Source organism: Paraburkholderia sp. BL9I2N2 (assembly GCF_004339745.1).
Taxonomy (GTDB): domain Bacteria; phylum Pseudomonadota; class Gammaproteobacteria; order Burkholderiales; family Burkholderiaceae; genus Paraburkholderia.
On sequence record NZ_SMGP01000001.1, the window covers coordinates 2,616,014 to 2,640,908 of the forward strand.

General features: G+C 60.6%; 22 protein-coding genes. 12 read left to right on the forward strand and 10 right to left on the reverse strand.

Annotated features, from left to right (window positions below; genetic code table 11):
* Positions 1-135: 135 nt before the first annotated feature.
* A complete protein-coding gene (locus B0G74_RS12080; RefSeq protein ID WP_132374986.1) occupies positions 136-1,098 on the reverse strand; it encodes a helix-turn-helix domain-containing protein in 963 nt (320 codons plus the stop codon).
* A 155-nt stretch (positions 1,099-1,253) separates the two neighbouring features.
* Between B0G74_RS12080 and B0G74_RS12085 the strand changes: the two genes are divergently transcribed.
* On the forward strand, positions 1,254-1,979 hold the full coding sequence (locus B0G74_RS12085) for a GNAT family N-acetyltransferase (protein WP_132374987.1): 726 nt from the start codon (positions 1,254-1,256) through the stop codon (positions 1,977-1,979).
* Positions 1,980-2,076: 97 nt separating this feature from the next.
* Here the strand turns inward: B0G74_RS12085 and B0G74_RS12090 are convergent, their stop codons facing one another.
* Positions 2,077-2,478 (reverse strand): hypothetical protein, encoded by a 402-nt coding sequence (locus tag B0G74_RS12090; RefSeq protein ID WP_132374988.1) that lies wholly within the window; start codon positions 2,476-2,478, stop codon positions 2,077-2,079.
* 345 nt (positions 2,479-2,823) lie between these two features.
* Between B0G74_RS12090 and B0G74_RS12095 the strand changes: the two genes are divergently transcribed.
* Positions 2,824-3,132: a DUF4148 domain-containing protein gene (locus B0G74_RS12095; RefSeq protein WP_132374989.1), complete on the forward strand. Its 309-nt coding sequence runs from the start codon at positions 2,824-2,826 to the stop codon at positions 3,130-3,132.
* Positions 3,133-4,094: 962 nt separating this feature from the next.
* Here B0G74_RS12095 and B0G74_RS12100 read toward each other — a convergent pair.
* Positions 4,095-4,997 (reverse strand): LysR family transcriptional regulator, encoded by a 903-nt coding sequence (locus tag B0G74_RS12100; protein ID WP_132374990.1) that lies wholly within the window; start codon positions 4,995-4,997, stop codon positions 4,095-4,097.
* Between the two features lie 172 nt (positions 4,998-5,169).
* Between B0G74_RS12100 and B0G74_RS12105 the strand changes: the two genes are divergently transcribed.
* From B0G74_RS12105 to B0G74_RS12120, 4 genes are all read left to right on the forward strand, one after another.
* A complete protein-coding gene (locus B0G74_RS12105) occupies positions 5,170-6,423 on the forward strand; it encodes an MFS transporter (protein ID WP_132374991.1) in 1,254 nt (417 codons plus the stop codon).
* Positions 6,424-6,434: 11 nt separating this feature from the next.
* Positions 6,435-7,322, forward strand: a complete 888-nt coding sequence (locus B0G74_RS12110) for an amidohydrolase family protein (RefSeq protein WP_132374992.1) — start codon at positions 6,435-6,437, stop codon at positions 7,320-7,322.
* A 231-nt stretch (positions 7,323-7,553) separates the two neighbouring features.
* Positions 7,554-8,888: an MFS transporter gene (locus B0G74_RS12115; RefSeq protein WP_132374993.1), complete on the forward strand. Its 1,335-nt coding sequence runs from the start codon at positions 7,554-7,556 to the stop codon at positions 8,886-8,888.
* An 80-nt stretch (positions 8,889-8,968) separates the two neighbouring features.
* Positions 8,969-9,916 (forward strand): LysR substrate-binding domain-containing protein, encoded by a 948-nt coding sequence (locus tag B0G74_RS12120; protein WP_132374994.1) that lies wholly within the window; start codon positions 8,969-8,971, stop codon positions 9,914-9,916.
* A gap of 11 nt (positions 9,917-9,927) precedes the next feature.
* On the opposite strand, the gene B0G74_RS12125 is transcribed toward B0G74_RS12120, so the two are convergent.
* The gene (locus tag B0G74_RS12125) at positions 9,928-10,731 is read right to left on the reverse strand and encodes a class II aldolase/adducin family protein (RefSeq protein WP_132374995.1); all 804 of its coding nucleotides are present in this window, start codon (positions 10,729-10,731) and stop codon (positions 9,928-9,930) included.
* A gap of 430 nt (positions 10,732-11,161) precedes the next feature.
* On the opposite strand from B0G74_RS12125, the gene B0G74_RS12130 reads away from it, so the two are divergent.
* The 3 genes from B0G74_RS12130 to B0G74_RS12140 all read left to right on the forward strand — a co-directional run bounded on the left by B0G74_RS12130 (position 11,162) and on the right by B0G74_RS12140 (position 15,158).
* Positions 11,162-12,718 carry a M81 family metallopeptidase gene (locus B0G74_RS12130; protein WP_132374996.1) on the forward strand — a complete coding sequence of 519 codons (1,557 nt, stop codon included), beginning with the start codon at positions 11,162-11,164 and terminating at the stop codon, positions 12,716-12,718.
* A gap of 76 nt (positions 12,719-12,794) precedes the next feature.
* Positions 12,795-14,138 carry an MFS transporter gene (locus B0G74_RS12135; protein WP_132374997.1) on the forward strand — a complete coding sequence of 448 codons (1,344 nt, stop codon included), beginning with the start codon at positions 12,795-12,797 and terminating at the stop codon, positions 14,136-14,138.
* Between the two features lie 48 nt (positions 14,139-14,186).
* The gene (locus B0G74_RS12140) at positions 14,187-15,158 is read left to right on the forward strand and encodes an ornithine cyclodeaminase family protein (RefSeq protein WP_132374998.1); all 972 of its coding nucleotides are present in this window, start codon (positions 14,187-14,189) and stop codon (positions 15,156-15,158) included.
* A gap of 72 nt (positions 15,159-15,230) precedes the next feature.
* On the opposite strand, the gene B0G74_RS12145 is transcribed toward B0G74_RS12140, so the two are convergent.
* The 6 genes from B0G74_RS12145 to B0G74_RS12180 all read right to left on the reverse strand — a co-directional run bounded on the left by B0G74_RS12145 (position 15,231) and on the right by B0G74_RS12180 (position 22,246).
* Positions 15,231-16,280 carry a LysR family transcriptional regulator gene (locus B0G74_RS12145; RefSeq protein ID WP_342960491.1) on the reverse strand — a complete coding sequence of 350 codons (1,050 nt, stop codon included), beginning with the start codon at positions 16,278-16,280 and terminating at the stop codon, positions 15,231-15,233.
* 1,029 nt (positions 16,281-17,309) lie between these two features.
* Entirely contained in the window at positions 17,310-17,981 is a 672-nt protein-coding gene (locus tag B0G74_RS12155) for a DUF429 domain-containing protein (protein WP_132375000.1), read from the reverse strand.
* Between the two features lie 599 nt (positions 17,982-18,580).
* Complete coding sequence (locus B0G74_RS12165; RefSeq protein ID WP_132375002.1) at positions 18,581-19,858, reverse strand: patatin-like phospholipase family protein; 1,278 nt, start codon at positions 19,856-19,858, stop codon at positions 18,581-18,583.
* Positions 19,859-19,868: 10 nt separating this feature from the next.
* Positions 19,869-20,651: a 3-hydroxybutyrate dehydrogenase gene (locus tag B0G74_RS12170; RefSeq protein WP_132375003.1), complete on the reverse strand. Its 783-nt coding sequence runs from the start codon at positions 20,649-20,651 to the stop codon at positions 19,869-19,871.
* 18 nt (positions 20,652-20,669) lie between these two features.
* Positions 20,670-21,449, reverse strand: coding sequence for an acetoacetate decarboxylase (locus tag B0G74_RS12175; protein WP_132375004.1), 780 nt, complete (start codon positions 21,447-21,449; stop codon positions 20,670-20,672).
* A gap of 308 nt (positions 21,450-21,757) precedes the next feature.
* A complete protein-coding gene (locus tag B0G74_RS12180; protein ID WP_132375005.1) occupies positions 21,758-22,246 on the reverse strand; it encodes a MarR family transcriptional regulator in 489 nt (162 codons plus the stop codon).
* Positions 22,247-22,676: 430 nt separating this feature from the next.
* On the opposite strand from B0G74_RS12180, the gene B0G74_RS12185 reads away from it, so the two are divergent.
* The 3 genes from B0G74_RS12185 to B0G74_RS12200 all read left to right on the forward strand — a co-directional run bounded on the left by B0G74_RS12185 (position 22,677) and on the right by B0G74_RS12200 (position 24,827).
* Positions 22,677-23,033, forward strand: coding sequence for a hypothetical protein (locus tag B0G74_RS12185; RefSeq protein WP_132375006.1), 357 nt, complete (start codon positions 22,677-22,679; stop codon positions 23,031-23,033).
* 350 nt (positions 23,034-23,383) lie between these two features.
* Positions 23,384-23,605, forward strand: coding sequence for a hypothetical protein (locus tag B0G74_RS12190; protein WP_132375007.1), 222 nt, complete (start codon positions 23,384-23,386; stop codon positions 23,603-23,605).
* Positions 23,606-24,287: 682 nt separating this feature from the next.
* A complete protein-coding gene (locus tag B0G74_RS12200) occupies positions 24,288-24,827 on the forward strand; it encodes a fasciclin domain-containing protein (RefSeq protein ID WP_207915639.1) in 540 nt (179 codons plus the stop codon).
* Positions 24,828-24,895 lie beyond the last annotated feature (68 nt).

Genomic DNA, 24,895 nt, shown 5'->3' on the forward strand with positions numbered 1-24,895 from the left:
CCGGGTTGCACATAGGAAGGTCCAGCAGAGCGACCCTAGATGGTCGCGCTCTGACGGATGACGGCCGTCTCAGGTCGACCCGCTTGCACCGCTCGCGGCTGGTCGACATATGCCCGCTGTGATCCGCTCGGGACGCTAGCGCATTTCGGCGCGAAGCTCGCGTACCCCACGGCCGAGCCTCCGACGCAGCAGAGTCCGCAATGTCGCCGAGTCGGCGTAGCCAACCTCGCTCGCAATTTTCTCGAGGTCGTAGCCAATCGAAACGAGGTTTTGCGCCCGCTCGATTCGCAGGTCCTGGAAGAACGCCAGTGGCGACTTACCCAGCACTGCCTCGGTGCGGCGTTGCAACGTGCGGGGTCCGACGGACAATGCAGCCGCTGCCGCCTGAAGCGAAAACCCCGAGGAAAGATTGTCGCGAGCCCATCGCTCGAATCGCGCGACCAATGGATCGGCGTGGGCGAGGTGATCGGGAATGATGTATTCGGCCTGGGAGGAACGCTTGTCGATGAGCATGAAGCGGGCAACGAGCGTCGCGAGTTCGGGGCTTGCCTGACGCAACAACCATAGCGCAAGGTCGAGATGGCCCATCGCGGAACCCGCCGTCACCACGCGATCCGAGGCGACGACCATGCGTGAATCATCCAGATTGACGGCCGGATAGCGTTGGCGGAAGAAAGGCGCCAATGACCAGGTGGTCGTCGCTTCGCGATTATCCAGAAGCCCGGCTTCGGCCAGCAGGAAAGTACCGATGCAGGCGGCCGCGATGCCGACGCCGTCAGCATGCCAGGTACGCAGGTACGCCATCGCCTCGCGCACGTCCGGACGCCCCAGCGCCTCGATCAGGCGCTCCGGTTGCCTGACATTCGGCGCAGGCACCACCACCCAATCCGGGCGGGGAACGTTGCTTGCCGGTTCGACTGGAGTCGACAATCCATGCGCGGTACGAATGCGTCTGCGTACGCCAACGAGCCTCACATCGAAGGGCGGTGCGGCGAACCCCTGGGCGGCGGCCAGTTCGTTGGCCGTCGCGAAAGTATCCAGCAGTACCGTGAGCCCGGTGTCGAACAGGCCGTCAAGCGCGAAGATGACGAGTCTCATGTCGCAAATAACTCTATTAATGTCATTTGCGACTATAGCCCCGCTCCGATCGGACGTCTAGACTGCATAGCCATGCGGCCGCGGTAGTGCGCTTGCGCCGGTTGAACATTCAAGCAATCCGCTGGCACATAGCTGCGCTTGCAAAAGGAGAAGATATGAGTGGTTTGATACAAGCTGACCTCGACCGTCCGATCTGGACGGCCCTCGCAACGAAGCAGGCGCACCTTGGATACGGAGACACGCTTGCCCGTCGATACCACCCCGATGTGGCGCCCTTCGCTGCCCTGGCATTCGAAACCCCTGCGGCATACCAGGCGCTCCTTCAGCTTCTGTTGCCTCACGAGCAGGTAGCTGTCCTGCAATCCGATGAACCGATCGGTCCAATCGACGGGCTTCAAATGACGCGCGTGGGAGTGATCCATCAAATGATCGCCCGGCACCGCGAAGCAAGCGGCACGGACGACCGCGCGGTAAGCCGGATGGGTGACGCGGATGCGAACGACATGCACGACCTGGTCCAGAAGACCAAGCCCGGCCCCTTCGGCAAGCGAACTCGCGAGATGGGCAACTACATTGGGATTCGCGAGCGCGGGCGTCTAATTGCGATGGCTGGCGAACGGATGTGCGTCGACGGATACGTCGAGATCAGCGCCGTTTGCGTCGATGAAGACTATCGGGGAAAAGGCCTTGCTGGCCGGCTCGTAAATATCCTGCGTAGAGAAATCGAGCAACGCGGGGAAACGCCGTTTCTCCATGTGTTCAGTAACAACATTTCCGCGATTGGGTTGTATGAGCGTCTCGGCTTCGAATTGCGCCGCACGTTCCATCTTACCCGCGTCGGACATGCAGATTCGCTTTCGACTTCAGTTCCTACGTCCTAGAAAAAGGTCGAAATGGGCTAACCATCGGTTATTCGGCCACCACGTTGGTCGACAGAAGCGAAGCTGTCTTCTCTACAGCAGGTCTACCAGCCGGAGGCTATCCGAAAACTCGAGCCCATGCCGCCCGAAGGCGACGCGCGCGGTTTTCGAAGAGATATGACGCAATCAACGCCAGGAGGCCTGAAATAGCACCCGTCACGATGTGCTCGAGATACGGGATGCGGTAGTGACTCGCGTGCGAATAGGCGTCGCCTACCGTCGTCAGGACGCCGACGACAAGCGCATTGCCGTATCGATGCGCGTAGAGTTTCTGCACAGGTGTGAAGGTCAAAAGTACGGCCAGGAGTCCGGTAAGCAGACCGGTATGGAATGCAATCGTCCAGTGGGCAAGGCTCATGACATTGCCCCAACTTCCCGGCATGCAAGTCATGCACGCGCTGGTCGGCTGCCAGAAACGCTGGATGAACAGCCTGGCGCGGCGTTTCCACTCGGTTGACATGATGTATTCCCAACAATGCCGTTGCCACAGCCGACGCCACCACGCGTTTCGTTGGCGCGGTTTCCAGGCCGTTTGACCGCATTGCCGTCAACGCCAAGGATGCGTCGAATCTGCACGCCGTCGAGGCCGGGTAAGAACGCGTACATGGTCGAATACTACACCGCGATTGGGCGGCCGCCGTCTTGTCCGGAACCGGTATTCAGCACTTGCGTTTATCGCTGCGACTCCATCGACGACAGGCAGCGAACGAGCGCTTGCTCGTGAAGTGAGCGTCCGGACTAGCCGGCCCATGCCGTCATTCGGGTCGCCGTTGTACAGTGTCGATTGAATGGAAGGAGACGCGATATGGAGAACCCATCGAACAAGTGGCCGACACTTTGCGCGTTGGTTTTATTGCTCGCTGGCTGCGCGGCGGGCGGCAGCCCGCAAAGCACGACGCACTTGAGCACGTCGCAGTGCCGCGACCTGGCCGCGCTCAGGAACAACGCCCCTTTAACTCCGGAGCGAAACCGCAGCGAACTGGCGGCTCTAAGGAAAGCTGGCTACGATCCATCCAGGTGGTTCGACCCGTACTACCCGGATGATCTACAGGCGGCGCAGCGCCGGGTCGACAGCTGGTTCCAGGCGGAGTGCCAGCAGGCGCCGCCCGCTTGACGCCAAACTCTAGCGTTGAAGGCCATCGAGAAGGTCGAAAAATTGCAAGGCACCCGTAACCTGATCGCCCACACCGCCGGATGTGACGCTGTGCTGCTCGATGCAATCTGCATACACCGCGTGAAACTTACGGGTTGGCGATAGGCGACTCGCGGTCGACGATTTTTCAAGCACCTTTCCAAGCAGTGCATCGAACCGCCTGACGCGGGTCACTCTGCAACAGGTGATTGCGTTCCCTCAGGCCACCCGAAGAGCCGTCAAGTCCGATCGCCGGATGCCTCCAGCGTCAGCCATAGCCGTTATTTCGATAACATATCGAGGCCGACATGCCCGTGACGTGGGGAAACTCGGTATAGTTCGAAAGCGCGGGCATTTCGGTTGCCCCATTCTGAAGGATGTCGATATGATTCCAATCGGTGTAGCAGCCTCAGTACTCAGCGGCGTGAGCAGCGCCATCGGTTCCGGGCTGTCGAAGCTGACAGGCCAAAGCTCCACGAGTGAATCGAGCCAGCCGAGTTTTGCAGCACATCTGAAGGCGGCAACGTCACCGAGCAGTTCAGGCAAAAGCGTCCATCACCTTCACGCGCATGGCGCAGTAAGCGCATTGGCGGATCGGTCGCCATCGTCAGCGCAAGCCACTACCGGTTCCGGTACGACAGCGGTCGGCTCGGTTATCAATATCAGCGCCTAAAATACCACCGCATACGAGTCGACCAGCCGTGTCTGGTCGCATTGTGCCCGGCCAGCGGTCGAATCGATCGTCGTGTGAAGACGCTACATCCGCTCGGCGCGGCGCCCCGCATCGAGGTCGACGGCATGTTGCTCGCCGAATCGGCCAATCGCTAAAAGAACCCACTCTCAGCAACGGCACAGCCGCATGCCAATGCACGCACTTCTGAAACCGTTTGCCTGCCAAAGACTTTCAGTCGCAGTGCCACCGCATGAACCCATTGGCTTTCCGTCTACGCCAGCGAGCTTGCAGGGTAAGGCTCAATCAATTCAGCGAAACGGTCTGCAAGCGTCTGCCTTGCACGCGCCGGCCAGATCGCGCTGAGTTCGAAACGCGGCAGCGCGGCGCCGTCGACGATCTCGCACAGCCTTACTCCGCTAAATTGCAGCGCCCGCACCGAACGCGGCAGCAGCGACACACCGCACCCCGCGGCGACGCACGCGAGCACGGTCAGCGACCGGTTCGCGTCCTGCACGATCTCCACCTCGCAATCCGCCTGCCGGAACGCGCTCAGGATGCCGGCGCGAATGTTGGGTAACTGGCCCTGCGGGAACCATACGAGCCCGTGCTGCGCGAGCTCGCGTAACGACACAGTGGCGCCGGCCTGCAACGGAAACGTCGCCGGCAACACCGCGACCAATTGCTCCCGCGCGATCAGCTTCTCCCGCATCTTGCCCGCGACCGCCACCGGCGTATGCAGCAAGCCGATATCGATTTCCCCTTTCTCGAGCGCGCTTGCCTGCTCCGCGTTGCTCATCTCGCGCAGCACCAACTCGACATCCGGCACCGATGCGCGCAACGCCGCAATAGCGCGCGGCAGCACCTCGAACAGCGCCGCGGACGCGAAGCCCACCGTCAGACGCCCTGCCCGTTGCGCGCCGATTTCGCGAGCGCGGTGCGAGGCGGCGTCGATTCTCGCGACGCTCATCCGCACGTCCTCGACAATCGCCAGCCCGGCGGCGGTAAGGTCCGCACCACGCCGCGTCCGGTTAAACAGCTTGACGCCCAGGTCCTTCTCCATGCGAGTGAGCGCCTGACTGAGCGCGGGTTGCGCGATGTTCAGCCGTTCAGCGGCGCGCGTGACGCTGCCTGCATCGGCGACGCAAAGGAAGTACTTCAGGTTGCGCATGTCCATATTAAAACGATATGAAAAATGATCATTTGCATCATATATCTTTATCCACCCGCTCACTAGAATGCCTCCACGTGCGATGAGCAAGCAGAGCGTCGCCACGAAAATATCGACAGCCTTGGATGGGACCAGAGTCAGGCGCCAAAGCGCCAACTCGGGTCGACAGGAGACAAAGATGAACTGGTACCGCGAAATATCGACGCTGGAAAAACGCACGCTGTGGAGCTGCTTTGCCGGATGGGCGCTCGACGGCGTGGACACGCAGCTGTTCAGCCTCGTGATCCCGACCTTGCTAGTGACCTGGGGCATCGGCAAAGGCCAGGCGGGCTTGATCGGCGGCGCAACGTTAGTCGCCGGCGCGTTGGGCGGACTGCTTGCGGGCATGCTGTCGGACCGGTACGGCCGCGTGCGCGCGTTGCAGATCACCGTGATCTGGTTCTCGCTCTTCACCTTTCTCAGCGCCTTCGCGCAGAACTTCGAACAGTTGCTTGTTCTCAAGGCTTTGCAAGGCGTGGGCTTTGGCGGCGAATGGACCGCTGGCGCCGTGCTGTTGAGCGAGACCATGCGCGCGGAGCATCGCGGCAAGGCGATGGGCATCGTGCAAAGCGCGTGGGGTTTTGGCTGGGCGGGCGCAGTGCTTCTGTACACGCTGGTTTTCTCGTTCGTACCGCCGGATTGGGCGTGGCGGTTGCTGTTCGGCATCGGCGTGATTCCGGCCGGCCTCGTGCTTTATCTGCGCCGCAACGTGGTCGAACCGCCACGCGCCGCCGCGCCGGTCGCGTCGCCGAGGCAGGCGCTCCCCGCCGCACGGAATATCTTCGACCGGTCGGTGATTCGCACGACGATCGTGGGCGCGCTGATCGGTGTCGGGGCGCACGGCGGCTATCACGCGATCACGACATGGCTGCCCACTTATCTCAAGACCGAACGGCATCTGTCAGTGCTCGGCACCGGTGGGTATCTTGCCGTCATCATTACGGCGTTCATCTGCGGCTGCTTCGTGAGCGCGTGGCTGCAGGACCGCATCGGCCGCCGGCTCAACGTGATTCTGTTCGCCGTGTGCTGCATCGCGACGGTCAATCTCTATGTCTTCCTGCCGATGGGCGACACCGCCATGCTGTTCCTCAGCTTTCCGCTGGGCCTCTTTGCAGCCGGCATCCCCGCCACGCTCGGCGCACTGTTCAACGAACTTTATCCGCAAGGCATTCGCGGTACCGGCGTGGGCTTTTGCTACAACTTCGGACGGATCGTCTCGGCGGGTTTTCCGGTGCTCGTCGGACACATGGGCAACTCGATGCCGCTCGGCTCGGCGCTCGGCATCGATGCCGGCATTGCCTACGGACTCGTGGTCGTGGCCGCGCTCATGCTGCCGGAAACGAAGAACCGCCGGATCGCGACGGTAACGGCCAACGCCGCGAGCCGCGCATAACGGGGAAACACATGATCGACGAACAGATTCAAACGAGGCAGACGCAAGACACTGCGGTGGCGGACCAGTGGTATCACACCAAGGATCAGCGAATCGTCGCAATCGACGCGCATGCCCACGTGTTCGTACGCGGCTTGCCGCTGGCGCGGCAGCGTCGCCATGCGCCGGATTACGACGCAACGGTGGACGCCTACGCGGGTCACTTGCTGTTAAACGGCGTCTCGCACGCCGTGCTCGTGCAACCCAGTTTTCTCGGTACCGACAACTCCTTTTTCCTCGATGTGGCGAAGCGCTATCCGCGGCGTTTTCGTGGGGTGGCGGTCGTGGATTGCGCAGTCACCGATCACGAGCTCGCGCTGCTCGATAGCACAGGCGTGGTGGGTATCCGGTTGAATCTCGTCGGCCTGAAGCTTCCTCAACTGACCGCACCCGACTGGCGGCGCCTGTTCGCGCGTGTCAACGCGCTCGGCTGGCATGTCGAGGTTCACCGTCAAGCCGTGGATTTACATGCCGTTGTCGGGCCGCTGCTCGAGCAGGGCTGCACGGTGGTCGTGGATCACTTCGGCCGGCCCGATCCGCGCACTGCTGCCGACGATCCAGGCTTCACGTATCTGCTGTCGCTTGCCGCTACCGGACGCGTCTGGGTGAAGCTGTCGGCGGCTTACCGGAGCGCGGTGAACGACGACGGCACAGCATTGGGCACCGCTCTCGCGAGCCAGCTTCTCGACGCTTACACACCCGCGCGACTGGTGTGGGGCAGCGACTGGCCGCATACGCAGCATCAGCAACTCGTCGATTACACCGCGACCCGTCGTGCGCTCGATCTGTGGGTTCCGGACGCGGCGCAGCGCGAGTCTATTTTGACCAGCTCGGCGCGCACGCTTTATCGATTCGAATAAGCGCTCGACCGCGGCGGCCAATCCGCCGGAGCGGCACATCACAACGGCAGCGATTTCAGCCATGTCGCCGATCTTTCGGGATCGGCCGGAAACGCGATTGCAAAAAGGCGCCAGTTCCACCCTGTGACGTTTGCTCACAAAGTCAATATTTTTCGTGCATTGTCCTCCCACCGGTCACGGCGCTTAATCTCCCTTGAGAGCAATCCGCAACGCGTAGATCTGGGGAAAACCATGGACCTTGAGGCGCTCAAACCCGCGATTTCCGATCGGTTGATGAAACGGATCGCCTGGCGGCTCGCGCCGCTGATGATCCTGATGTACATTGCGAACCAGCTTGACCGCGCAAACATCGGCTATGCAGCGCTGACCATGAACGCCGAACTGCACATGACAGCGGCGCAATACGGTTTCGCGGCAAGCCTGTTTTTCCTTGGCTATATTCTCTTCGAAGTACCGAGCAACCTGTGCATGCATCGGTTTGGCGCCCGGCTGTGGATGACGCGCATCCTGCTGAGCTGGGGTCTGCTCTCCTCGCTGACGAGCTTCGTTCCCGACTCCCGTTGGCTCTACATCGCCCGCTTCTTTCTTGGCGCATTCGAGGCGGGTCTGTTTCCGGGCATGGTGTACTACCTCACGCTGTGGATGCCCGCGCGCAATCGCGTCTGGATGATGTCGCTGTTCGTCACCGCTATCCCACTGACCGGTGTGCTCGGCGCGCCCGTCTCCACGTGGCTGATGGCACACGCCACCGTGTTCGGCGTGAGCGGCTGGCGCGCGATGATTCTGCTGGAGGGATTGCCCGCGATCATTCTCGGCGTGGTCGCCTATTTCTGGCTGACGGACGACCCTTCCCGCTCGCGGTGGCTTTCCGCCGCTGAAAAGGGCGAAATCGCCGCCGCGCTGGCTGCCGAACGGGCTCAGGCAGCAACCGCCACCTCGTCGTCCGACGTCTCGCGAGCGCTTCGAAATCCGAAAGTCTGGGCCCTCGGCATCGTCTATTTCGGCACCAACGCCGGCATCATCGGCTTGCTCTATTTCCTGCCGCAAGTCATCAAGACGTTTGAAAGCACATTCGGGGTGAAGTACAGCCTCACGGACGTCGGGCTGATCACGGCGATTCCATTCGGCGTCGCTGTCATCGCGATGCTGATCTGGGGCCGTCTGGTGAGCCGCCACAATGTCGGGGCCTGGCATGTGGCCGGCCCGCTGCTGGTGTGCGCAGCCGCGCTCTCGGTGGCGCTACTGCTGAAGTCTCCCTACCAGTCGATCGTTGCGCTTTCGATTGGCGCGTCGGCCTGCTTTTGCAGCATCACGACTTTTTGGCAGTTGCCCAGCCGCATACTCACGGATCGGGCTGCGGCGGCCGGCATCGCGCTGATCACGAGTATCGGCGTATCGTCAGGATTTTTGCTGCCGTATTTTATCGGGTGGGTCAAGGATACGACCGGCACGTTCGTGCTTGCGTTCGTCGGCATTGCAGCGACGATGGTGCTCGCTTCCATCGTGGTCATGCTGCTCGAAACGCGCTGGCGCGAGGTCGGCCTGCGCCGGCTGGCGAGCGAATAGGCGTCGCCTGCGCCTCGCCGCACGAAGGGCTATCATCGGCGTATCCATTGCCCACTCCTTTTCGCCAGCAAGGATTATCGATGCGCCGCGGTGTTCCCAGTCTCAGCGCCCTGCAAGCTTTTGAAGCAGCGGCGCGTCATGAAAGTTTTTCGAAGGCCGCGGCCGAGCTGTCGCAGACGCACGGCGCGGTCTGCAAGAAGGTCAACGAACTCGAGGCGCATCTGGGCATCACGCTCTTCGAGCGAGTCCGTCAGCGGCTGGTATTGTCCGCGGCGGGCGCGGAGTACGCACGGCGGATCCGCGTCCATCTCGACCAGATTCGACGCGATACGCTCGAACTGGTCCGCAAGCAAAGCGAAGTGAAGCTCCAGCTAGCCGTCGGCGTCACATTTGCATCTCAATGGCTGATTCCACGTCTGCATGATTTCTACGAGTCCAATCCCGATCTGCAACTCCACATCATGGGTCGCGACCAGCCGACTTTCTTCGACGATTCGAGTTTCGATGCCGCGATCTATTTTGCGCAGAGCTTGTGGCCTGCAATGCCAGGACAGCCGCTCGTCAGCGACGATGAAATTCTTGCTGTCTGCGCGCCCTCGTTGATCGGTACGCGCGGTACGTTGAGCGGCGCAAGGATCAGCGCGCTGCCCTGGATCCACACCCGCGATCTACCGCGCGCATGGCTTGCATGGTCCGAAACGGCGTGCGCCCAGGTCATCGAACCCAGCACGTCGAACCAGCACTACGACATGTTCATCATGGCGATTAACGCCGCGATTTCCGGACTGGGTGTGGCCTTGCTTCCGCACATCCTGATCGAACGGGAATTGCGCAGCGGTGCACTCGTCCAGATCCACCCTCATTCGATCCCGAATCCGGAGACCGTCTACTACTCGTTTCCAGAGCAGAAACGGGAGTGGGAGCCGCTCAAACGCTTCGATCAATGGCTAGACGCCGCGGTTCGCGACTATCGTGACGGCCGCCGCGACCGCGCGGCAGCTATCGAAGCGACGCTTGCGTCACACTAGCAACATCCGCGTCAGGCGAGTTCGCGCAGATCGGGATTTTCGCGCAGGAGTTGCTGATAGAGTCCCTGGAATCCAAGCCATGCTACATAGTCGGATCCCAGTTGCGCGCGCGTGGCCTGCGCCTCCTCGTCGGAGAGCGGCTCGATCGGGCCGGCCGCCTCGGCCAGTAACTGCACCTGGCAGCAACGCTCCATCGCGATGAAACGATACGCTGCGGCATCGACGGATGAGCCGACCGTCAGCAGCCCATGATTGAGCAGAATCGCGGCGCGCTTCGTGCCCATCGTCTGCGCGATCCGGCGACCCTCTTCAGTGGCGAGCACCACTACGTCGCCACGAAATAGCACGTGATCCTCGTGGAAGAGACAGGCTTCCTGATTGAGCGGAGCAAGCAGCCGTGCGCGCGCAGAAAATGCGCGACCGAAAGTCGTGTGTGTATGGGCTGCTGCAACGACATCGGGGTTCGCGCCGTGGATGCCGCAGTGAATCGCGGCCGCCGCGGCGTTGACCGGTCCGGTCCCGTGATAAACGTTGGCATCCTCGTCGATGCAAACGAGATCGTCGGGATGAATCGACGAAAAATGCTGTGCGTACGGGTTGACCCAAAACCGATCGTGAAACTCCGGGTCGCGTACCGTGATATGTCCGGCTATGCCTTCGGCGAGCCCGAATCGCGCGAAGATGCGAAATGCGGCAGCGAGTTTGAGCTTGCGATGTTGCCGCTCTTCGTCGAGGCTGGCGAATACAGGCGGCTCCGGCAAGCGTCCGCCAATTGGCTTCGGAATCTGCAACTCGCGGACTTCCGCGTGACCCATGACATGCTCCTTCGTGCGATTGAAGCATTCATTCTCAGGCCGCACGGACCGCACGGTCCATCGACGATTTGTCACAAGTTTGCTTCTTGCGCTCACAAGGCGCAGCCCACTTCCCCATGGCTTGCCGAGACCGGCGCCACTCACGCTTGCGGTGCCCATGGCTCTTCGAACGTCCCGCATGCATGCCCGCGACCGATCGCGTCCACTGCTTTCGTGCGAGACGGTTAACTCCAATGTGAATGAAGCAATCAGTCGACGTTAACCCGCATGGCATTTTGGCAACCAATACTTTTCACGAGCATGCGAATTCAGATATCGACGCTTGCATGCTCGCGGTCAATCGCCGCGTCGTCGAAAGCAACGCAATGATCCGCCGGGACCCCCCACGTGCGATGCCGATCCGGGTGACGCCGGCGCTGAGGAGTGACTGATGAAAAAACCGCGCATTGCCATTCTTGGCTTCGCGATCGAATCGAACCGGTTTGCGCCGGTGTCCACGCGCGCCGATTTCGTATCGCGCGCCTACTTGCAAGCTACCGCGCTCCTGGACGACGCACGCAAGGAAGCGCCGGTGATGACGCCGGAAATTCCCGCATTCGTTCGAACGATGGATGCGACCTCTGAGTGGACACCTGTCCCGATCCTCTTTGCCAACGCAGAGTCGGGCGGCCCGGTCGAACACGCATTCTTTGCCGACACGCTGGGCGAATTCGAACAGCGGTTGCGTGCGGCACTGCCGCTCGACGCTGTCTATATCTGTGAGCATGGCGCCGCCATCACGACCGAAGAAGACGATCCCGACGGCGCGGTTTTCACGCTCGTACGCAATATCGTCGGACCCGTGGTGCCGATCGTCGCCACCGTCGACCTGCATGCGAACGTGTCCGACCGGATGGTGAACACCGTCGACGCGTTGGTCTCATACCGCCGCAATCCTCACACCGACATGGCCGAGCGCGGCGCCGAGGCCGCCCGCATCCTGAGCGAATTGTTGAATGGCATGCGCACGACTGTCGCGCATGTACGCATGCCCGTCTGCGCGCCACCCACCCAGTTGCTGACCGCCCCGGGAACCGGACCGTATGCGGAAATGATCCGGCGCGCGGAAGCGCTGGACGACCCGCGGATCGTGAATGTCTCGATTGTCGGCGGCTTTGCGTTCGCGGACACGCCGAAGAACGGCTTGACGGTACTCGTGACCACGCGCGGAGATGCACCGCTCGCACATCAAGTGGCCATCGATCTTGTGTCGTATGCGTGGCAAGAGCGTGCCGCATTCACGCCGACGCTGACGCCCCTCGACGACGCGGTGCGCCTCGCCAAAGCGACGAGCGACGATCCTGCGTTAGCGCCCCTGCTACTCGCCGACGTGGCTGACAACCCGGGCGGCGGCGGGCGCGGCAACACGCCGTTCGTGCTCAAGGCGCTGCTCCAGCACGAGGTGCAAGGGGCGATCCTCGGTGTCGTCACCGATCCGGATCTGGTGGCCGACGCCCACGTGGCGGGCACCGGGCAAGCGCTCGTTGCGCGCTTCAATCGTGCTGAAACCACTGTGTATTCGGAGCCGTTCAACGCGCCGGCCCGCGTGCTGAAACTGCACAACGGCAAAGGTGTCGGCCGACGCGGACAACTGGCGGGCTGCAGCTTCGACCTTGGACCGTGCGCCGCGCTGCAGATCGGCGGCGTGACGGTCATCGTCATCAGCAAGCGACATCAGTGTCACGAGCCGATGTTCTTCGAGATGTTCGGCATCGACATTGCACGTGCGCGCGTCGTCGTATTGAAGTCGCGCGGCCATTTCAGGGCGGCATTCGACGAGTTCTTTTCCGACGCACAGATCGTCAGCGTCGATGCGCCAGGTCTGACTTCCCCGATCCTCGCGCGATTCGATTTCAAGAAGCTGCCGCGGCCCGTCATACCGCTGGACGACATTTCCACGTGGAGTCCGACGGTCCGCACCGTTCTGCCAAGGAGCGACCCGCGATGACCGAATTACCCCGCGAAGACTTGCTGTCTTCACAGCACGCGCAAGGCACGCACCATTGCAACAGAGGATATTCCCAATGAACGATACGCTAGACGTGACGCGAGTCAGACCACAGACCGCCCGGAAGGTCATCTGGCGTCTGGCGCCGCTGCTGATATTGCTCTACATGGTCAACCAGATGGACCGGGCGAACGTCGGCTACGCGGCGTTGACGATGAATCGCGAACTCGGCATGTCGGTCTCCCAGTTCGGGTTGGCCGCCGGTCTCTTCTACGCTGGGTACATTCTCGTTGCGGTGCCGAGCAATCTGCTGCTCGCGCGATTCGGCGCACGGCTGTGGATGACGCGTATTCTCGTCACCTGGGGATTGATCGCTTCGCTGACCGCATTCGTCAACAGCCCTCACATGCTGTACGCGCTGCGCTTTCTCCTCGGCATTGCAGAGTCAGGCTTCTTTCCGGGGATGATTCTGTATGTCACGTTCTGGCTGCCGCGGCAGGAGCGGGTGTGGCTGATGTCGCTGCTGTTTCTCGCCATTCCGCTGTCGAACATGCTGGGTGCACCGATTTCAACTTTCGTCATGGAGCATACGCATCTGTTCGGCTGGTCCGGCTGGCGCTCGATGTTCTTCATAGAAGGATTGCCGGCGATCGCGCTCGGTGTCGTCACGTTCATCGTCATGAAGGACCGGCCCGACGACGCCCGGTGGTTGACCGTCGAAGAGCGCGCCGAACTGAGCCATGCGCTCGCGGTGGAGAGGCAGGAAGCCCAACGGGTGTCGCCGAAAAGCGCATGGCTTGCGTTGCTCGACCGGCGAGTTCTCGCATTCGGACTGATCTACTTCGGGATCAATATCGGCGTCGTCGCACTGTCGTTTTTCTTGCCGCAGATGGTCGCGGAGTTCTCCCACCTGTACGCTGTCAAATATTCGGTCTTCCAGGTTGGACTGATTACCGCTGTGCCATTCGCGGTGTCGGCGGTGACCATCCTGTTGTGGGGACACTATGCTCGACGTACCGCGCTCAGCGCCTGGCACGTTGCGATTCCAACGGCGATCGGCGGTTTGTCGTTCGCCGCTGCGCTGTTCCTTTCGTCGCCATACGAGGCCATGGCTGCGTTTACGCTCGGCGCGGTCGGCGTCTACACCCCGCATGCCTCGTTCTGGCAGCTGCCTCCGCGCTATCTCAGCAACGCCGCGGCCGCGTCGGGCATCGGCCTCATCAATACGATCGGCACGCTGGCCGGATTTCTCGGCCCCTACGCGACCGGCTGGCTGCACGATGTTACCGGCTCGTATCGCGTGCCGATGCTCGGTGTTGCGGGACTCATGTGCCTGTCCGCGATGATGGTGCTGTTCGTAGAACGCGCAAACCGTGCGGCATTGCAGCCAGCGCGCGCACCGCAAGGTAGTGCCTCCTGACGCCGGACACACTGCGTTTGCCATTCTCAAGAATCAAGGTGTACCACCATGCGCAATGATGCCAAGCTGATCCTGATCGACAAACACCAGGTCGAGGCCTTGCTGAAGCCTGACGATGTAGTCGACGCAGTACGGGAAGCATTCGCTCTTCACAGCCGGGGCGAGGGCCGTGTGTTTCCTGTTGTCCGAGAGCCACTCGTGACAGGGGGCGTGTTCGGAATCAAATCGGGCGACGTGCAGTCGCAAGGCCTGCTCGGATTCAAGGCCGCGGGGTTTTGGCCTTCAAACCGCGGCTTGGGCGGCGAACCGCACCAGGCCACCATTCTCCTGATCGATCCGAAAACCGGCCGGCCCGTGTGCGTGATCGACGGCAATGCAATCACGACCATGCGCACGGGCGCTGCCGGCGGCTTGGGTTTGACCCTCCTCGCGCGTACGGACAGTGCTCGTCTATGCGTATTTGGCACGGGCGTACAAGCACAAGTTCAGGTCGGATTCGCGATGCGTGTGCTCGAACAGCTTTCCTGCGTTCGCTATATCACCGTGGACGGTGAGCGCGACGTTTCATTTGAAGCCCAGTTCGCCGGACGTTGCGAAGTCCTGCATGCGACCGACCGTAACGCCGCGGTGGCTGACAGCGATGTGGTCGTCACGGCCACGCCGGGCAAAGGGCCACTCTTCGACGCGCATGCAGTGCAACCCGGCACTCATCTCAACTGCGTCGGCGCGGACACCAAAGGCAAACGCGAACTTCCGGAAGATTTGCTGCCGCGCGTCCGCCTTTTTGTCGACGATCGAACCCAGGCACGCGAAATCGGCGAAACACAATGGGCGCCCGACACGCCATGTATCGAGATCGGCGATCTGATCACCGGCCAGGTTCGGATCGATCGGCATCCTGACGACATCACCCTGTTCGACATGACCGGTATCGCCCTGCAGGACCTGACAGTCGCGCGATTGCTTTACGAGCGTGCCTGCGAAACGGATACGGCGACCTCGTTGTCGTGGCCTTGGTAGTATCGCCGCTTCACCGGTAGTCAGACCAGGCCCGCGCCGCTCTGATCGGTGCGGGTTCGCGGCCACATCCGGTCAGCCGGCGCTCGCGCGAGCCGTCGATCCGGCAGCACCAGAGCCCTGTGCACGTTTGCCGCTCCTGGATTGTTCGCTGTCGCCCGGCAACCAGGGTTGTTGCAACGTCGACGCATGCAGAAGGTCGAGAAAACGCTGAGCGCGCAGTGAGCGTCCATGCCGCGAGTTGATCAGCGCGACGATATCCGCGTCCGGCTGCGTCCACGCTTCGAGCAGCGGGACGAGCCGCCCCGCGTGCAGATGCTCGGCCACATCCCATTCCGAGCGCGAAATTATGCCAAGCCCGGCAAGCGCCCAATCACGCACCGTGCCGCCGTCATTGCTCGTTAGCATCGGCTCGATTCTGACGTTCGCCGGTGTGCCCTGGTCTCTCGGCGTGAAACGCCACATGGTCACGTCTTCATCGTTCTCGCGCAGCGCGATACAGTCATGCGTGAGCAGTTCCTCCGGATGCTTTGGTTCACCGCGACGCGCCAGATAGCTCGGCGCCGCGCACAGGATGCGGCGATTAGGTGCGAGACGCCGGCTGACGAGCGACGAATCGCGCAACTCGCCGATATGCACCATCAGGTCCCACATGTCATCCGAGATTCGCGCGGGGCGATCGGACAGCATCAGACTTGCGCTCACCTCCGGGTAGAGGGCACGAAATTGCGCAATGACAGGCGCGACGTAACGCTGCCCGAAACCGAGCGGCGCAATCACGCGCAGATGGCCGGCCACCGTGCCGCGCCGCGATGCCAGCGTGTCTGACAAATTGCCAATGTCATCGCAGATCCGGCGCGCGTGGACCGCAAGCAGCTCGCCTTCGTCGGTGAGCACCATGCGCCGGCCCGATCGATCGATCAACCGCATGCCCAACCGGTTTTCCAGAAGACGCAGCCGCTGCGTAACCGCTGGCGGCGTGACATCGAGCTTGCGTGCGGCATCCGCTAGCGACAAAGCGCTCGCAAGCGTAATGAAAAAATGCAGGTCCTCGGTCGAAATCATTGACTTGGGTATGGGCGCGGCGATCCGACGATGGTATTCCGTGGCGTTAGCGATCGCCATTATTTTTTTACGCCTGACGTGAGCGATTCCTGCCCATCCGTCTTCGCGTGCGCGCAACGGAGGTGGCAGAACCCACGACGATGGCGGAGATTAAAAGCCGGCGCGCCCACGCAGGGCTGAATCCAAGGCCCGTCGCTATTTTCAGAGTATTACGAGCGGTCAGGCAACCAATCGATGGTCAGAGTAAGGCCGGTCCCTGTCATCATAAATTTGCGTCCCTCGCCTACCGTTGGGGCCGCTCCGGACTTGCGCATTAGTCAATGTTCTTTAGTGGTTGCTCGGTCCTCCACCACCCTTCGTTCGCCGCTTGAAGAGTACGCCGAATCCAATCGCGACAAGCAAGGCCACCATCAGAACGGCGCTCATGCCCGTCGTGCCGCGCTTGTCAACCGGACCGGACGCAGCGGAAGCCACAGCAGGTGAAGAGCTCTGCGTTTCAACCGGCTTCGGGAGCGCTACGCCAGCGGCACTCCCCTGGCGAACAAGAGAAGCCTCCGACGTTGGGGAGGCCTGAGATGCGATAGAGGGAACTACGTCCGGCATCGGACCGACGGGAGCCATGTCAGTGGATGAAGCCATTGCCGGAGCCTGTGCAGCGGCAGGACTGGCTTCGGCAGACCTGGCCAACGCCTTCCACTTGGCGAATACCGTATCGATGCAGTGAACGTCGGTGCAGGCGTTCCGCGCTTGCCTCCACTGAGCGAGTCGTTCGGGTGAAAGCTTTCCACTGCTCAGGAGAGCCTGTTGTTGCCCGGAGATATCGTCGTATTCATTGTTCAGGATGGCGTGGTCGCAGATGACGCGTTCAGCCGGTTGTCGCGTGGTGGCGCATTGAATTTCGCTTGCCCATGCTCCGGTTGAACCAAAAGCCGCCACTGATAGCAGCACTGGCCAAAATCGCTTTAGATGCACCGGCCCTCCTTGAAGATGGTTGCTTTGCTAAGACTACGGTCGCTCGTGAGCGAAATCCTATGTACCTACAACGGGATCACGAGACCCCGATCGTGCCGTCGCACGAGGCGTGCCACGCTAACCGCGAAAACGGTATTCGCTGGATCGTTTGAGTGTGCCTGCAGGAGCCGGCACAACAATGAACCCGCCGAGTTCATCGCCGTACGCCACGAATCTCTCGTCAAGCAAGCAATGTGCTGTCAAGGCACACAGCGCCGCATCCACTTCGTCGATAGATTTCAGCGACGTCGCGTCAATTCCCGCATTCTGAAGAATTTCTCGGCGCTGAGTTCGTTTCTGTTTCGCGGACGCGACCGCGGTCCCTAGAAAAGCGCTGGTGATAGCGTGGGGGAACGTCTCAAAGCAGACTCGATCACCGAGTTCTCCGCCATTGTTGAAGAGGGGAAAATGCGGTGCGAATGCCAGATAGACAAGCTCGCCGTTGAACATCCACTCGTAGAATCCGCTTTTACTGGCCATGGCCGTTGCGCGAGTCGGTGTGGCGAACGAAAAGATTCGCTGCCGCGCGAGCTCCTTCTCGGCTTGCCTTCCGGCTTCGCCGACTCGCCACAGACAGGGAGCATCGATGCCCACCGCTCCTACCTCGAATTGGAGGCACTTTTCGACCATTTGTTCCGGCGCCTGCGACCGGAGGTTGCACACAATCTGGGTGTCACGCAGGATAACCAGATGATTTCCTTTCCGGTCGCCGCCAATATCGATTCCAGCTACAGCTCGTCGTGACCTCATAGTTCCCTACTCTCAACCGAGCACGCTTACCTCGGTAGCAATAGCTGATGCTTAATCCGTCGAAAAAAGCAGAAGCGACCTCGCCTGTTCAAGCAGAGCGTGTGACGCGGCAAACTCATTGCGTCCAGCCATAGTCAGTGCGGCTTGTCCTGTGCGCTCGAACAGCTCGTCATCAGATGTCGCGACGACACTCACGTCGAGACCAGGACGGTCGTATTGGCGAAAAAATGCGAGCATTTGGGACGCATCGAATCGCGAGTCCTTAGGACCGGACCTGGCTAGAATCTCGGCGGCTGCCGCCAGCTGTCGCGTGGCTTGGAGGAATTTAGTGCGGTCCATGACACTTGCCCCATGAGTCAGAGAACCTGATTGAAATCGAAGGCAGCACGATAGCCGCCGGCAGATAGTCTATCTCACCGTGCCGCCTCTAGCGCCCAGAGGGTTGCGGCATGTTCGGCCATACCTGGCCGAAAACAATCGTCATCGCGGAATTGCCTGGGTCGGCGCCCGCTATATCCGCAGCAAACAGGAGCGTCTCCGTGTGCGTCGAGCAGCTTAAAACCGCCTGCATCGTCACCCGTGACGCTCATTTGCCGACTCTAGTGGGCGTCTGACGGTTCGTTCGTCGCCGTGTCAACTAACTCCGGCGTTTGCGGCGCGGATTGGGACGCATCGGAAACTGGAACCGGGCCAGTCTCGTGGCGATGGACATCATGCGTAACGAAGCCTATGTCATGACTTGGAATCTCGAACCAGTCGGGGTTGCCGAACGAGCGGCGGATGTCCTCGAGGCCGCTCGCCCAGTGTTCTCCCATGGTGTCGTTGCTGAATTCGTAGTCCTTGTAGTGACCTTCAAAAAACTTGTTCTTGTAGATGAGGTGCACGACATTGACCGCACCACCGTCGGCCACTTTCTGTGCCTGCTTGACTAGCGGGTGTGTCCGCCGCACTTTCTCCGGAATGTGTTCAAGCAGTTCCTTTATCAGGCGAGCATGCTTCTGGCTCTGCGACACGAAGGCCGTGATGGCGCGGGTCCGGCTCGAGTATTGAATGTCCTTGGCCCTTTCGGCGACATCGAGGAAATCGCCGGGCTGCGTTCCTCCTGCGCTCCACAGGTCGACCTGGAAAACCAGCGCGTCCTTGTGCTGGCATTCCCGAACGATTTCCGTAAGCGGCGTATTCGAGACCAGACCTCCGTCCCAGTAATATTCTCCGTCGATTTCCACCGCTGGAAAGCCTGGCGGCAACGCGCCAGACGCCATGAAGTGCTCCGGCTCGAGGCGAGTCTGCGTGTTGTCGAAGTACACCAGATTGCCCGTGCGAACATTGACCGCTCCGACGGAGACGCGAACGTCACCGTCGTTGATACGGTCGAAATTGGCGTACTTGAGGAGCGTCGCGCGCAACGCCGTCGTATCGTAAAAGCTCACTTCGGTCGGCGGCTTCTTTGCAATGCTGGCGATGTGTGCGGAAAAGCGCGGTGAGAAAAAGCCCTTCTGACCTTCGGTCAAAGCGCGAGCGGCAGCCCACATGCTCGACCATTTTCGGGCAACGTCTGGAAACCCGAACGCTGTCGGCACCAAAGCGCCGACATGCCCCAGCAAGTCCGCTGGTTGACAGATGGTGCTCCAGAAGCCGCGCAATGCTTCTACGCGGTCCTCCGGTGCATTGCCGGCGATGATGGCGGTGTTCAGGGCGCCAATCGAGATGCCCGAAATCCAGGTGGGTTCGACACCCACTTCAGCAAGCCCCTCATACACGCCGGCCTGATAGGAACCCAACGCGCCACCGCCCTGCAGGACCAAACCGATTTCGTCGTAGGAAGGTAGCTCAAGATGATTCGGTTGCTTTAATGTATTGCGTTGACTGCGGCGCATTGTCGGCTCCTTATTGCATGAACCAACCGTGGCTGACCACAATCGATTGTCCCGTCAGTGCTGCTGATTCAAATCCCGCCAGGAAGGCGACTGTTTTGGCAACGTCGGCTACGGTGGTGAATTCGCCGTCGACAGTTTCCTTCAGCATCACGTCCTTAACGACCTGGGCTTCCGAAATACCGAGCGCTTTCGCCTGCTCCGGAATCTGCTTGTCGACCAATGGAGTACGAACAAAGCCCGGACATACGACATTCGCTCTCACGCCGCGCGAGCCACCTTCTTTCGCGACCACGCGCGCAAGACCCAGCAGGCCGTGCTTGGCGGTGACGTAAGCCGACTTCAGCTTCGAGGCTTCGTGTGAATGGACCGAGCCCATGTAGATGATGGAGCCGCCCTTGCCGGATGCGTACATGTGCCTGATAGCGGCCTTCGTGGTCAGAAATGCGCCATCCAGGTGAATGGCCAGCATCTTCTTCCAGTCGGAGTACTCGTAGTCTTCAATCGGGTTGACGATCTGAATACCGGCGTTCGACACCAGCACGTCGATGCTGCCGAGTTTGCCGACGGCTTCTTCGATACCGGCGTTGACCGCTTCTTCGCTCGTCACGTCCATCGACACGGCCAGTGCTTTCCCGCCTGCGGCGACGATACTGTCCGCGACCTGCTGCGCGTTTGCCAGATTCAGGTCCCCAATGACGACGGCCGCGCCGTCCGAAGCCAGCTTGCGCGCGCATTGCTCACCGATACCGCTTGCGGCGCCCGTCACGAGCGCGACTTTTCCTTGCAACGACATAATTTGCTCCTTGTTGATTTATTGGTTCACGGCGAGCTTCAGCGCTTCCGCCGGGGCGAGGTAGTCGTAAGCGACTTCGCCCACATCGAGAGTGAGATTTGCAATGACGTGCCTGGCGGCCACCACCCTTTTGACGGGCAGGTCAGCAACCGGCGCCAACGCATGTGCGTGCAGATCGAGCGCAGCGGGGCCTTCCCATGCACCGAGCACAGAAACGTCGCGCAAGTAGAAACGTACGAGTTCACAAATCCGCGGTGAGCCATCGACATGGGGGATGACCTTCAACAGATAATTGGGTGTGTCCGCGAGTTTCTTGCGTTCAGATTCGATATCGAGCGGGCGGTACTTGTAGCCCATCGTGCCGGTAGCGACCCGTTGCGTCCCATAGTCGAGTGTGCCCAGCAACGTATCTTTTCCGTCGACGGATAAACGGGGTGAAGCGAGCTTCTTCGGGAAACCCCAAATCTCCCGGCCGCCGGCGATCGGACCTTCGTCATCGAGATACATCGCGTGCGTATAGCTGGCTTTCCGGCCGGATTCATCCAGGACCGAAATGACTTGACCACTCTCTGTGTAATCGCCAAAACCGGATGAATCCGGCATCCGGATGAACTCGTAGTGGACCAGACCATTGTCGACCGTCAAAGGCTCCGGCACGACCGCGCGAACCGCATCGATGTCGGTCTCGTACGAAATGATGAAGTATTCGCGGTTGAGGAATCGAAATGGTGGACGCGGATAAGCCGGGTTGTGCACTGGCATTGCGAAGGCATTTGCGCGGATTTCATCGAGTGTCACAGCAATTCTTCCTTTGGATAACGAAGGCAGCATCATAGAGGCAAGTCATAGGGGGTTTCAGCGAAGCGCACATGGCGGACGGCGATTCCATGACTGACGTGTCAGGCGTCGAGTGCCCATCCCGCTTAGGTTTGAGCTGTGTTTATGCTTGCCTCGATGCCACATGTTGCAACTTCGCAATACATTGTTGCAGGATGGATTTCGGCGTCGAAGGGAACCCGCGCATACGACCGGGAGTCGCACGCCGACATCGCGTAGTGGCGATGTGGCGGCTGAGTCGGTGCACAGGTTGCGCCGTGGCCGCTTTTCTATTCGCCGATAAGTTTTCCAAGCAGACCATGCAATTCGACCAGTTCTGCAAGCGAGAGTCTGGCGAATCGTCCGCTCAATAGACTGGGCGTCATCTGCTCGAGGCGGGTGTACATGCTGGCGCCCACTTCCGTCAGCGCGACTCTTACTACTCTTCGGTCTTCCACGCCTCGGGAACGCTGCAGCAACAGCCTCTTCTCCAATCGGCCCAACAACCGGCTCATGAATCCCGAGTCGACGCCTAGCACCTCAGACAATCCCGTAGGTGTGTCGGCGACACTTTCACCGATTGCCATCAGGACGGTCGCTTCATTTGCGCTGAGGTCGAGGCCGCTGAAAGCCTGATTCAACTCCCTCAGCAAGGCAGCGCGCGCTCTGACAAGGCGCGATTCTACGTTGCGAACCAAAGAAAAATCGACATCGGCGGAGGCCCCGTGAGGACGCGCCCCATTCAAGGCAGGGCTCGATTCGGTTGTCGTGACTGGCATTCATGCAGCCCTGATTGCGTTGAACATTGCTCTTCGGAGGGGCGATGGTAGCAAGGCGGGGCCGACGCCGTAATTACATGTTTATGTTGTGACCTCGCGGGATGTCGCGGGGATGTCACTGGGACGCCTTCGCACAACGTCATCGGTAACTTACCTGGCCGGCGTCGCGAACGGCGCCGTTCCCGATTTGCCCGGGCGCAGCATCGCAGGCGTTTCGACGTGATGCGCGCATCGATCGGGGAAAATCGCGCATTGCGGTCCTCCTTGAACGACTTTGGAACTGTCGACTCTAAAGACAAGGGGCCACCCGGCCTCACGTATGAGCCTCTGCGTGTTGAACTCCATAGAAAGCGGACTCAGCGCTATTTGTCCATGCCTCGTTGCGCCGTCGCTAGTCGTTCGAACGGGCCTCGAGGCGAGGAGAACGCAAATGAACAGGTTCGTTCGTTTTCTGGTCGCTGTCGGGCTAGGCGCGGGTGCGGCCGGCTTCGCGCAGGCGGGCGGTGTGTCTGTAGGCGTCGGCATTGGTGTGGCGGGCCCCGTGTATGCCGGTCCGCCGGTTATCTATGCGCCGCCGCCCGTCATCTACGGTCCGCCGGTGATATTTGGACCGCGCCCCTGGCCCGGATACTATCGTTATCCCTATTGGTACGGCGGATATCGAGGCTATTACGGCCGCGGTTACTACGGCCCTGGTTACTATGGGCGTGGGTACTACGGCCATGGGTACTATGGACGTGGTTATTATGGACGTGGCTACTACGGGCATCCGGGGTGGCGACGCTAGAGCGCACGAGTGACTGTCTCCGCACAACTCCAGCGCATTCGAAATGCGTGCACAGGTCGCTCGTAGCGAACCTTTCTTCCCTACCCGACCTGCATACGTCCCCGAAATCGTAGTTCCACGCTGCATGAATGGCGATTACTGACCTCACCCAGCCCGCGCTTCGCGCAAGTGTTGGCTTTGGAGACAGCATATAAGCTGAAATGTTTGTCTGAACCCAACATCGAGTCGTCCGCTCGCACGCTCACGCCGGGCATCAACAAGGCGGGCAGCCCGGCTGGATTGGCAGTTCGAAAACTTCCTCTCCGTCGGCACGGTCGTTGCAACTATGGCTGCCTCAACGGGAGATTGCCATGATCAGCTGCTTGCAGGGTTTCGCTAATTCCATTCCAGCGCGTGCGTCTTCACTTGTCGCCGTCGCTTCTATCGCTGTTGCGGTGATCTGCGGGACCGGCATCGCAGCATTTGCCGGGTTACTGCCTGCGTCGGACGACGTAGCCGTCGCAGTGACTGTGACACCGTTAATTGACATGCAAATCGACGCTTATGTGAAGCGTGTCGCAGCCATGGATTGAACCGTCAGCCACAAAACAAGCGAGAAACCGGCGACATGCACCGCTCAGTCCGTGCGAGCTACCGCGACTCCGATGCCAGACAGCGGTCAGGAGCGCAGCACTAATTTCAAGCGTCCCAGCTCAGCGGGTCTCGTGTATGACCGATACAGTTCGCCCACCGTGCCGAATGCCAAAGCTGGTTTGAGAGTCGCACCCGGAAGTGCGCTTGTAATCCAATCAAAGGCATTCATTTCACGTTGAGCAGCATGCACCGCTGCAGTGAGCACAGTGAGGGCTCGCTCCGCGGAGTGCCCACCAAGGTCGACGAAGCAGCTCTCAAATGGATGTTTCGTTGCGCTCTCGACGTGTAACGCTGACTTTCGGACGTTCAAATCAATCTCCTTCGCGGATCGCCTGTCCTGTATATCAACTGATTGTGACAATGCATCGCGTTGTCCATTCAATGATGCGACTCGGCTCGCGTGGACGCTCCGGGTGCGACGCGCCCCGATTGCAACTGGACGTGATTTGTTGAAGTAACAGCGCCCGACCTTCCGACAGCATCAAGGCTGGGACACATCAGGCTGCGTCGTCGCGAGCATCCCGTTTACGAATCCAGTCGCGAGTATTCCCCGTATATGCGGTCAGACCCACGCAATTACGCGTGGCGACTCTGGAGGAGTACACCATGAAATACAGGACTATGTTCGTCGCTATCGCGCTTTCTGCAGCGGTATCAGGCGCCTTCGCCGCCAGTGACACGGTCATGGTCGGCGGTCAGGCCATGTACCCGAGCAAAGACATCGTGGACAACGCGGTCAACTCGGCCGACCACACCACGCTCGTTGCCGCGGTCAAAGCCGCAGGTCTCGTCGAGACGTTAAAGAGTGCGGGCCCGTTCACGGTGTTTGCACCGACGAACGAGGCCTTTGCTGCGTTGCCCGCCGGTACGGTCGATACGCTCGTCAAGCCTGAAAACAAGACGACGCTGACCAGCATCCTGACGTACCACGTCATTCCGGGGCGCTATGACTTCCGCAAGCTCGATCAGGCCATCAAGGCGGGCGGCGGCAAGGCGGAACTGAAGACAGTCAATGGAGAAGAACTGACATTCACGGAGAACGGTCCGCACAACATCGTAGTAATGGATGGCAGTGGCCACACGGCCGACATTTCCACCTATGACGTCACCCAGAGCAATGGCGTCATCATGGTCGTAGACAAGGTTCTGATGCCGAAGTAATAAGAGAAGCGCTCAGCGTCAGACGCTGGAATTCAGCGTAACGCTGTCATTTTCGGTGCCGGGCTCCG

Coding starts and splice junctions, on each gene's coding strand:
- B0G74_RS12080 (WP_132374986.1), bottom strand. CDS start 1,098: ATGAGACTCGTCATCTTCGCGCTTGACGGCCTGTTCGACACCGGGCTC.
- B0G74_RS12085 (WP_132374987.1), top strand. CDS start 1,254: ATGAGTGGTTTGATACAAGCTGACCTCGACCGTCCGATCTGGACGGCC.
- B0G74_RS12090 (WP_132374988.1), bottom strand. CDS start 2,478: ATGTCAACCGAGTGGAAACGCCGCGCCAGGCTGTTCATCCAGCGTTTC.
- B0G74_RS12095 (WP_132374989.1), top strand. CDS start 2,824: ATGGAGAACCCATCGAACAAGTGGCCGACACTTTGCGCGTTGGTTTTA.
- B0G74_RS12100 (WP_132374990.1), bottom strand. CDS start 4,997: ATGGACATGCGCAACCTGAAGTACTTCCTTTGCGTCGCCGATGCAGGC.
- B0G74_RS12105 (WP_132374991.1), top strand. CDS start 5,170: ATGAACTGGTACCGCGAAATATCGACGCTGGAAAAACGCACGCTGTGG.
- B0G74_RS12110 (WP_132374992.1), top strand. CDS start 6,435: ATGATCGACGAACAGATTCAAACGAGGCAGACGCAAGACACTGCGGTG.
- B0G74_RS12115 (WP_132374993.1), top strand. CDS start 7,554: ATGGACCTTGAGGCGCTCAAACCCGCGATTTCCGATCGGTTGATGAAA.
- B0G74_RS12120 (WP_132374994.1), top strand. CDS start 8,969: ATGCGCCGCGGTGTTCCCAGTCTCAGCGCCCTGCAAGCTTTTGAAGCA.
- B0G74_RS12125 (WP_132374995.1), bottom strand. CDS start 10,731: ATGGGTCACGCGGAAGTCCGCGAGTTGCAGATTCCGAAGCCAATTGGC.
- B0G74_RS12130 (WP_132374996.1), top strand. CDS start 11,162: ATGAAAAAACCGCGCATTGCCATTCTTGGCTTCGCGATCGAATCGAAC.
- B0G74_RS12135 (WP_132374997.1), top strand. CDS start 12,795: ATGAACGATACGCTAGACGTGACGCGAGTCAGACCACAGACCGCCCGG.
- B0G74_RS12140 (WP_132374998.1), top strand. CDS start 14,187: ATGCGCAATGATGCCAAGCTGATCCTGATCGACAAACACCAGGTCGAG.
- B0G74_RS12145 (WP_342960491.1), bottom strand. CDS start 16,280: ATGGCGATCGCTAACGCCACGGAATACCATCGTCGGATCGCCGCGCCC.
- B0G74_RS12155 (WP_132375000.1), bottom strand. CDS start 17,981: ATGAGGTCACGACGAGCTGTAGCTGGAATCGATATTGGCGGCGACCGG.
- B0G74_RS12165 (WP_132375002.1), bottom strand. CDS start 19,858: ATGCGCCGCAGTCAACGCAATACATTAAAGCAACCGAATCATCTTGAG.
- B0G74_RS12170 (WP_132375003.1), bottom strand. CDS start 20,651: ATGTCGTTGCAAGGAAAAGTCGCGCTCGTGACGGGCGCCGCAAGCGGT.
- B0G74_RS12180 (WP_132375005.1), bottom strand. CDS start 22,246: ATGCCAGTCACGACAACCGAATCGAGCCCTGCCTTGAATGGGGCGCGT.
- B0G74_RS12185 (WP_132375006.1), top strand. CDS start 22,677: ATGAACAGGTTCGTTCGTTTTCTGGTCGCTGTCGGGCTAGGCGCGGGT.
- B0G74_RS12190 (WP_132375007.1), top strand. CDS start 23,384: ATGATCAGCTGCTTGCAGGGTTTCGCTAATTCCATTCCAGCGCGTGCG.
- B0G74_RS12200 (WP_207915639.1), top strand. CDS start 24,288: ATGTTCGTCGCTATCGCGCTTTCTGCAGCGGTATCAGGCGCCTTCGCC.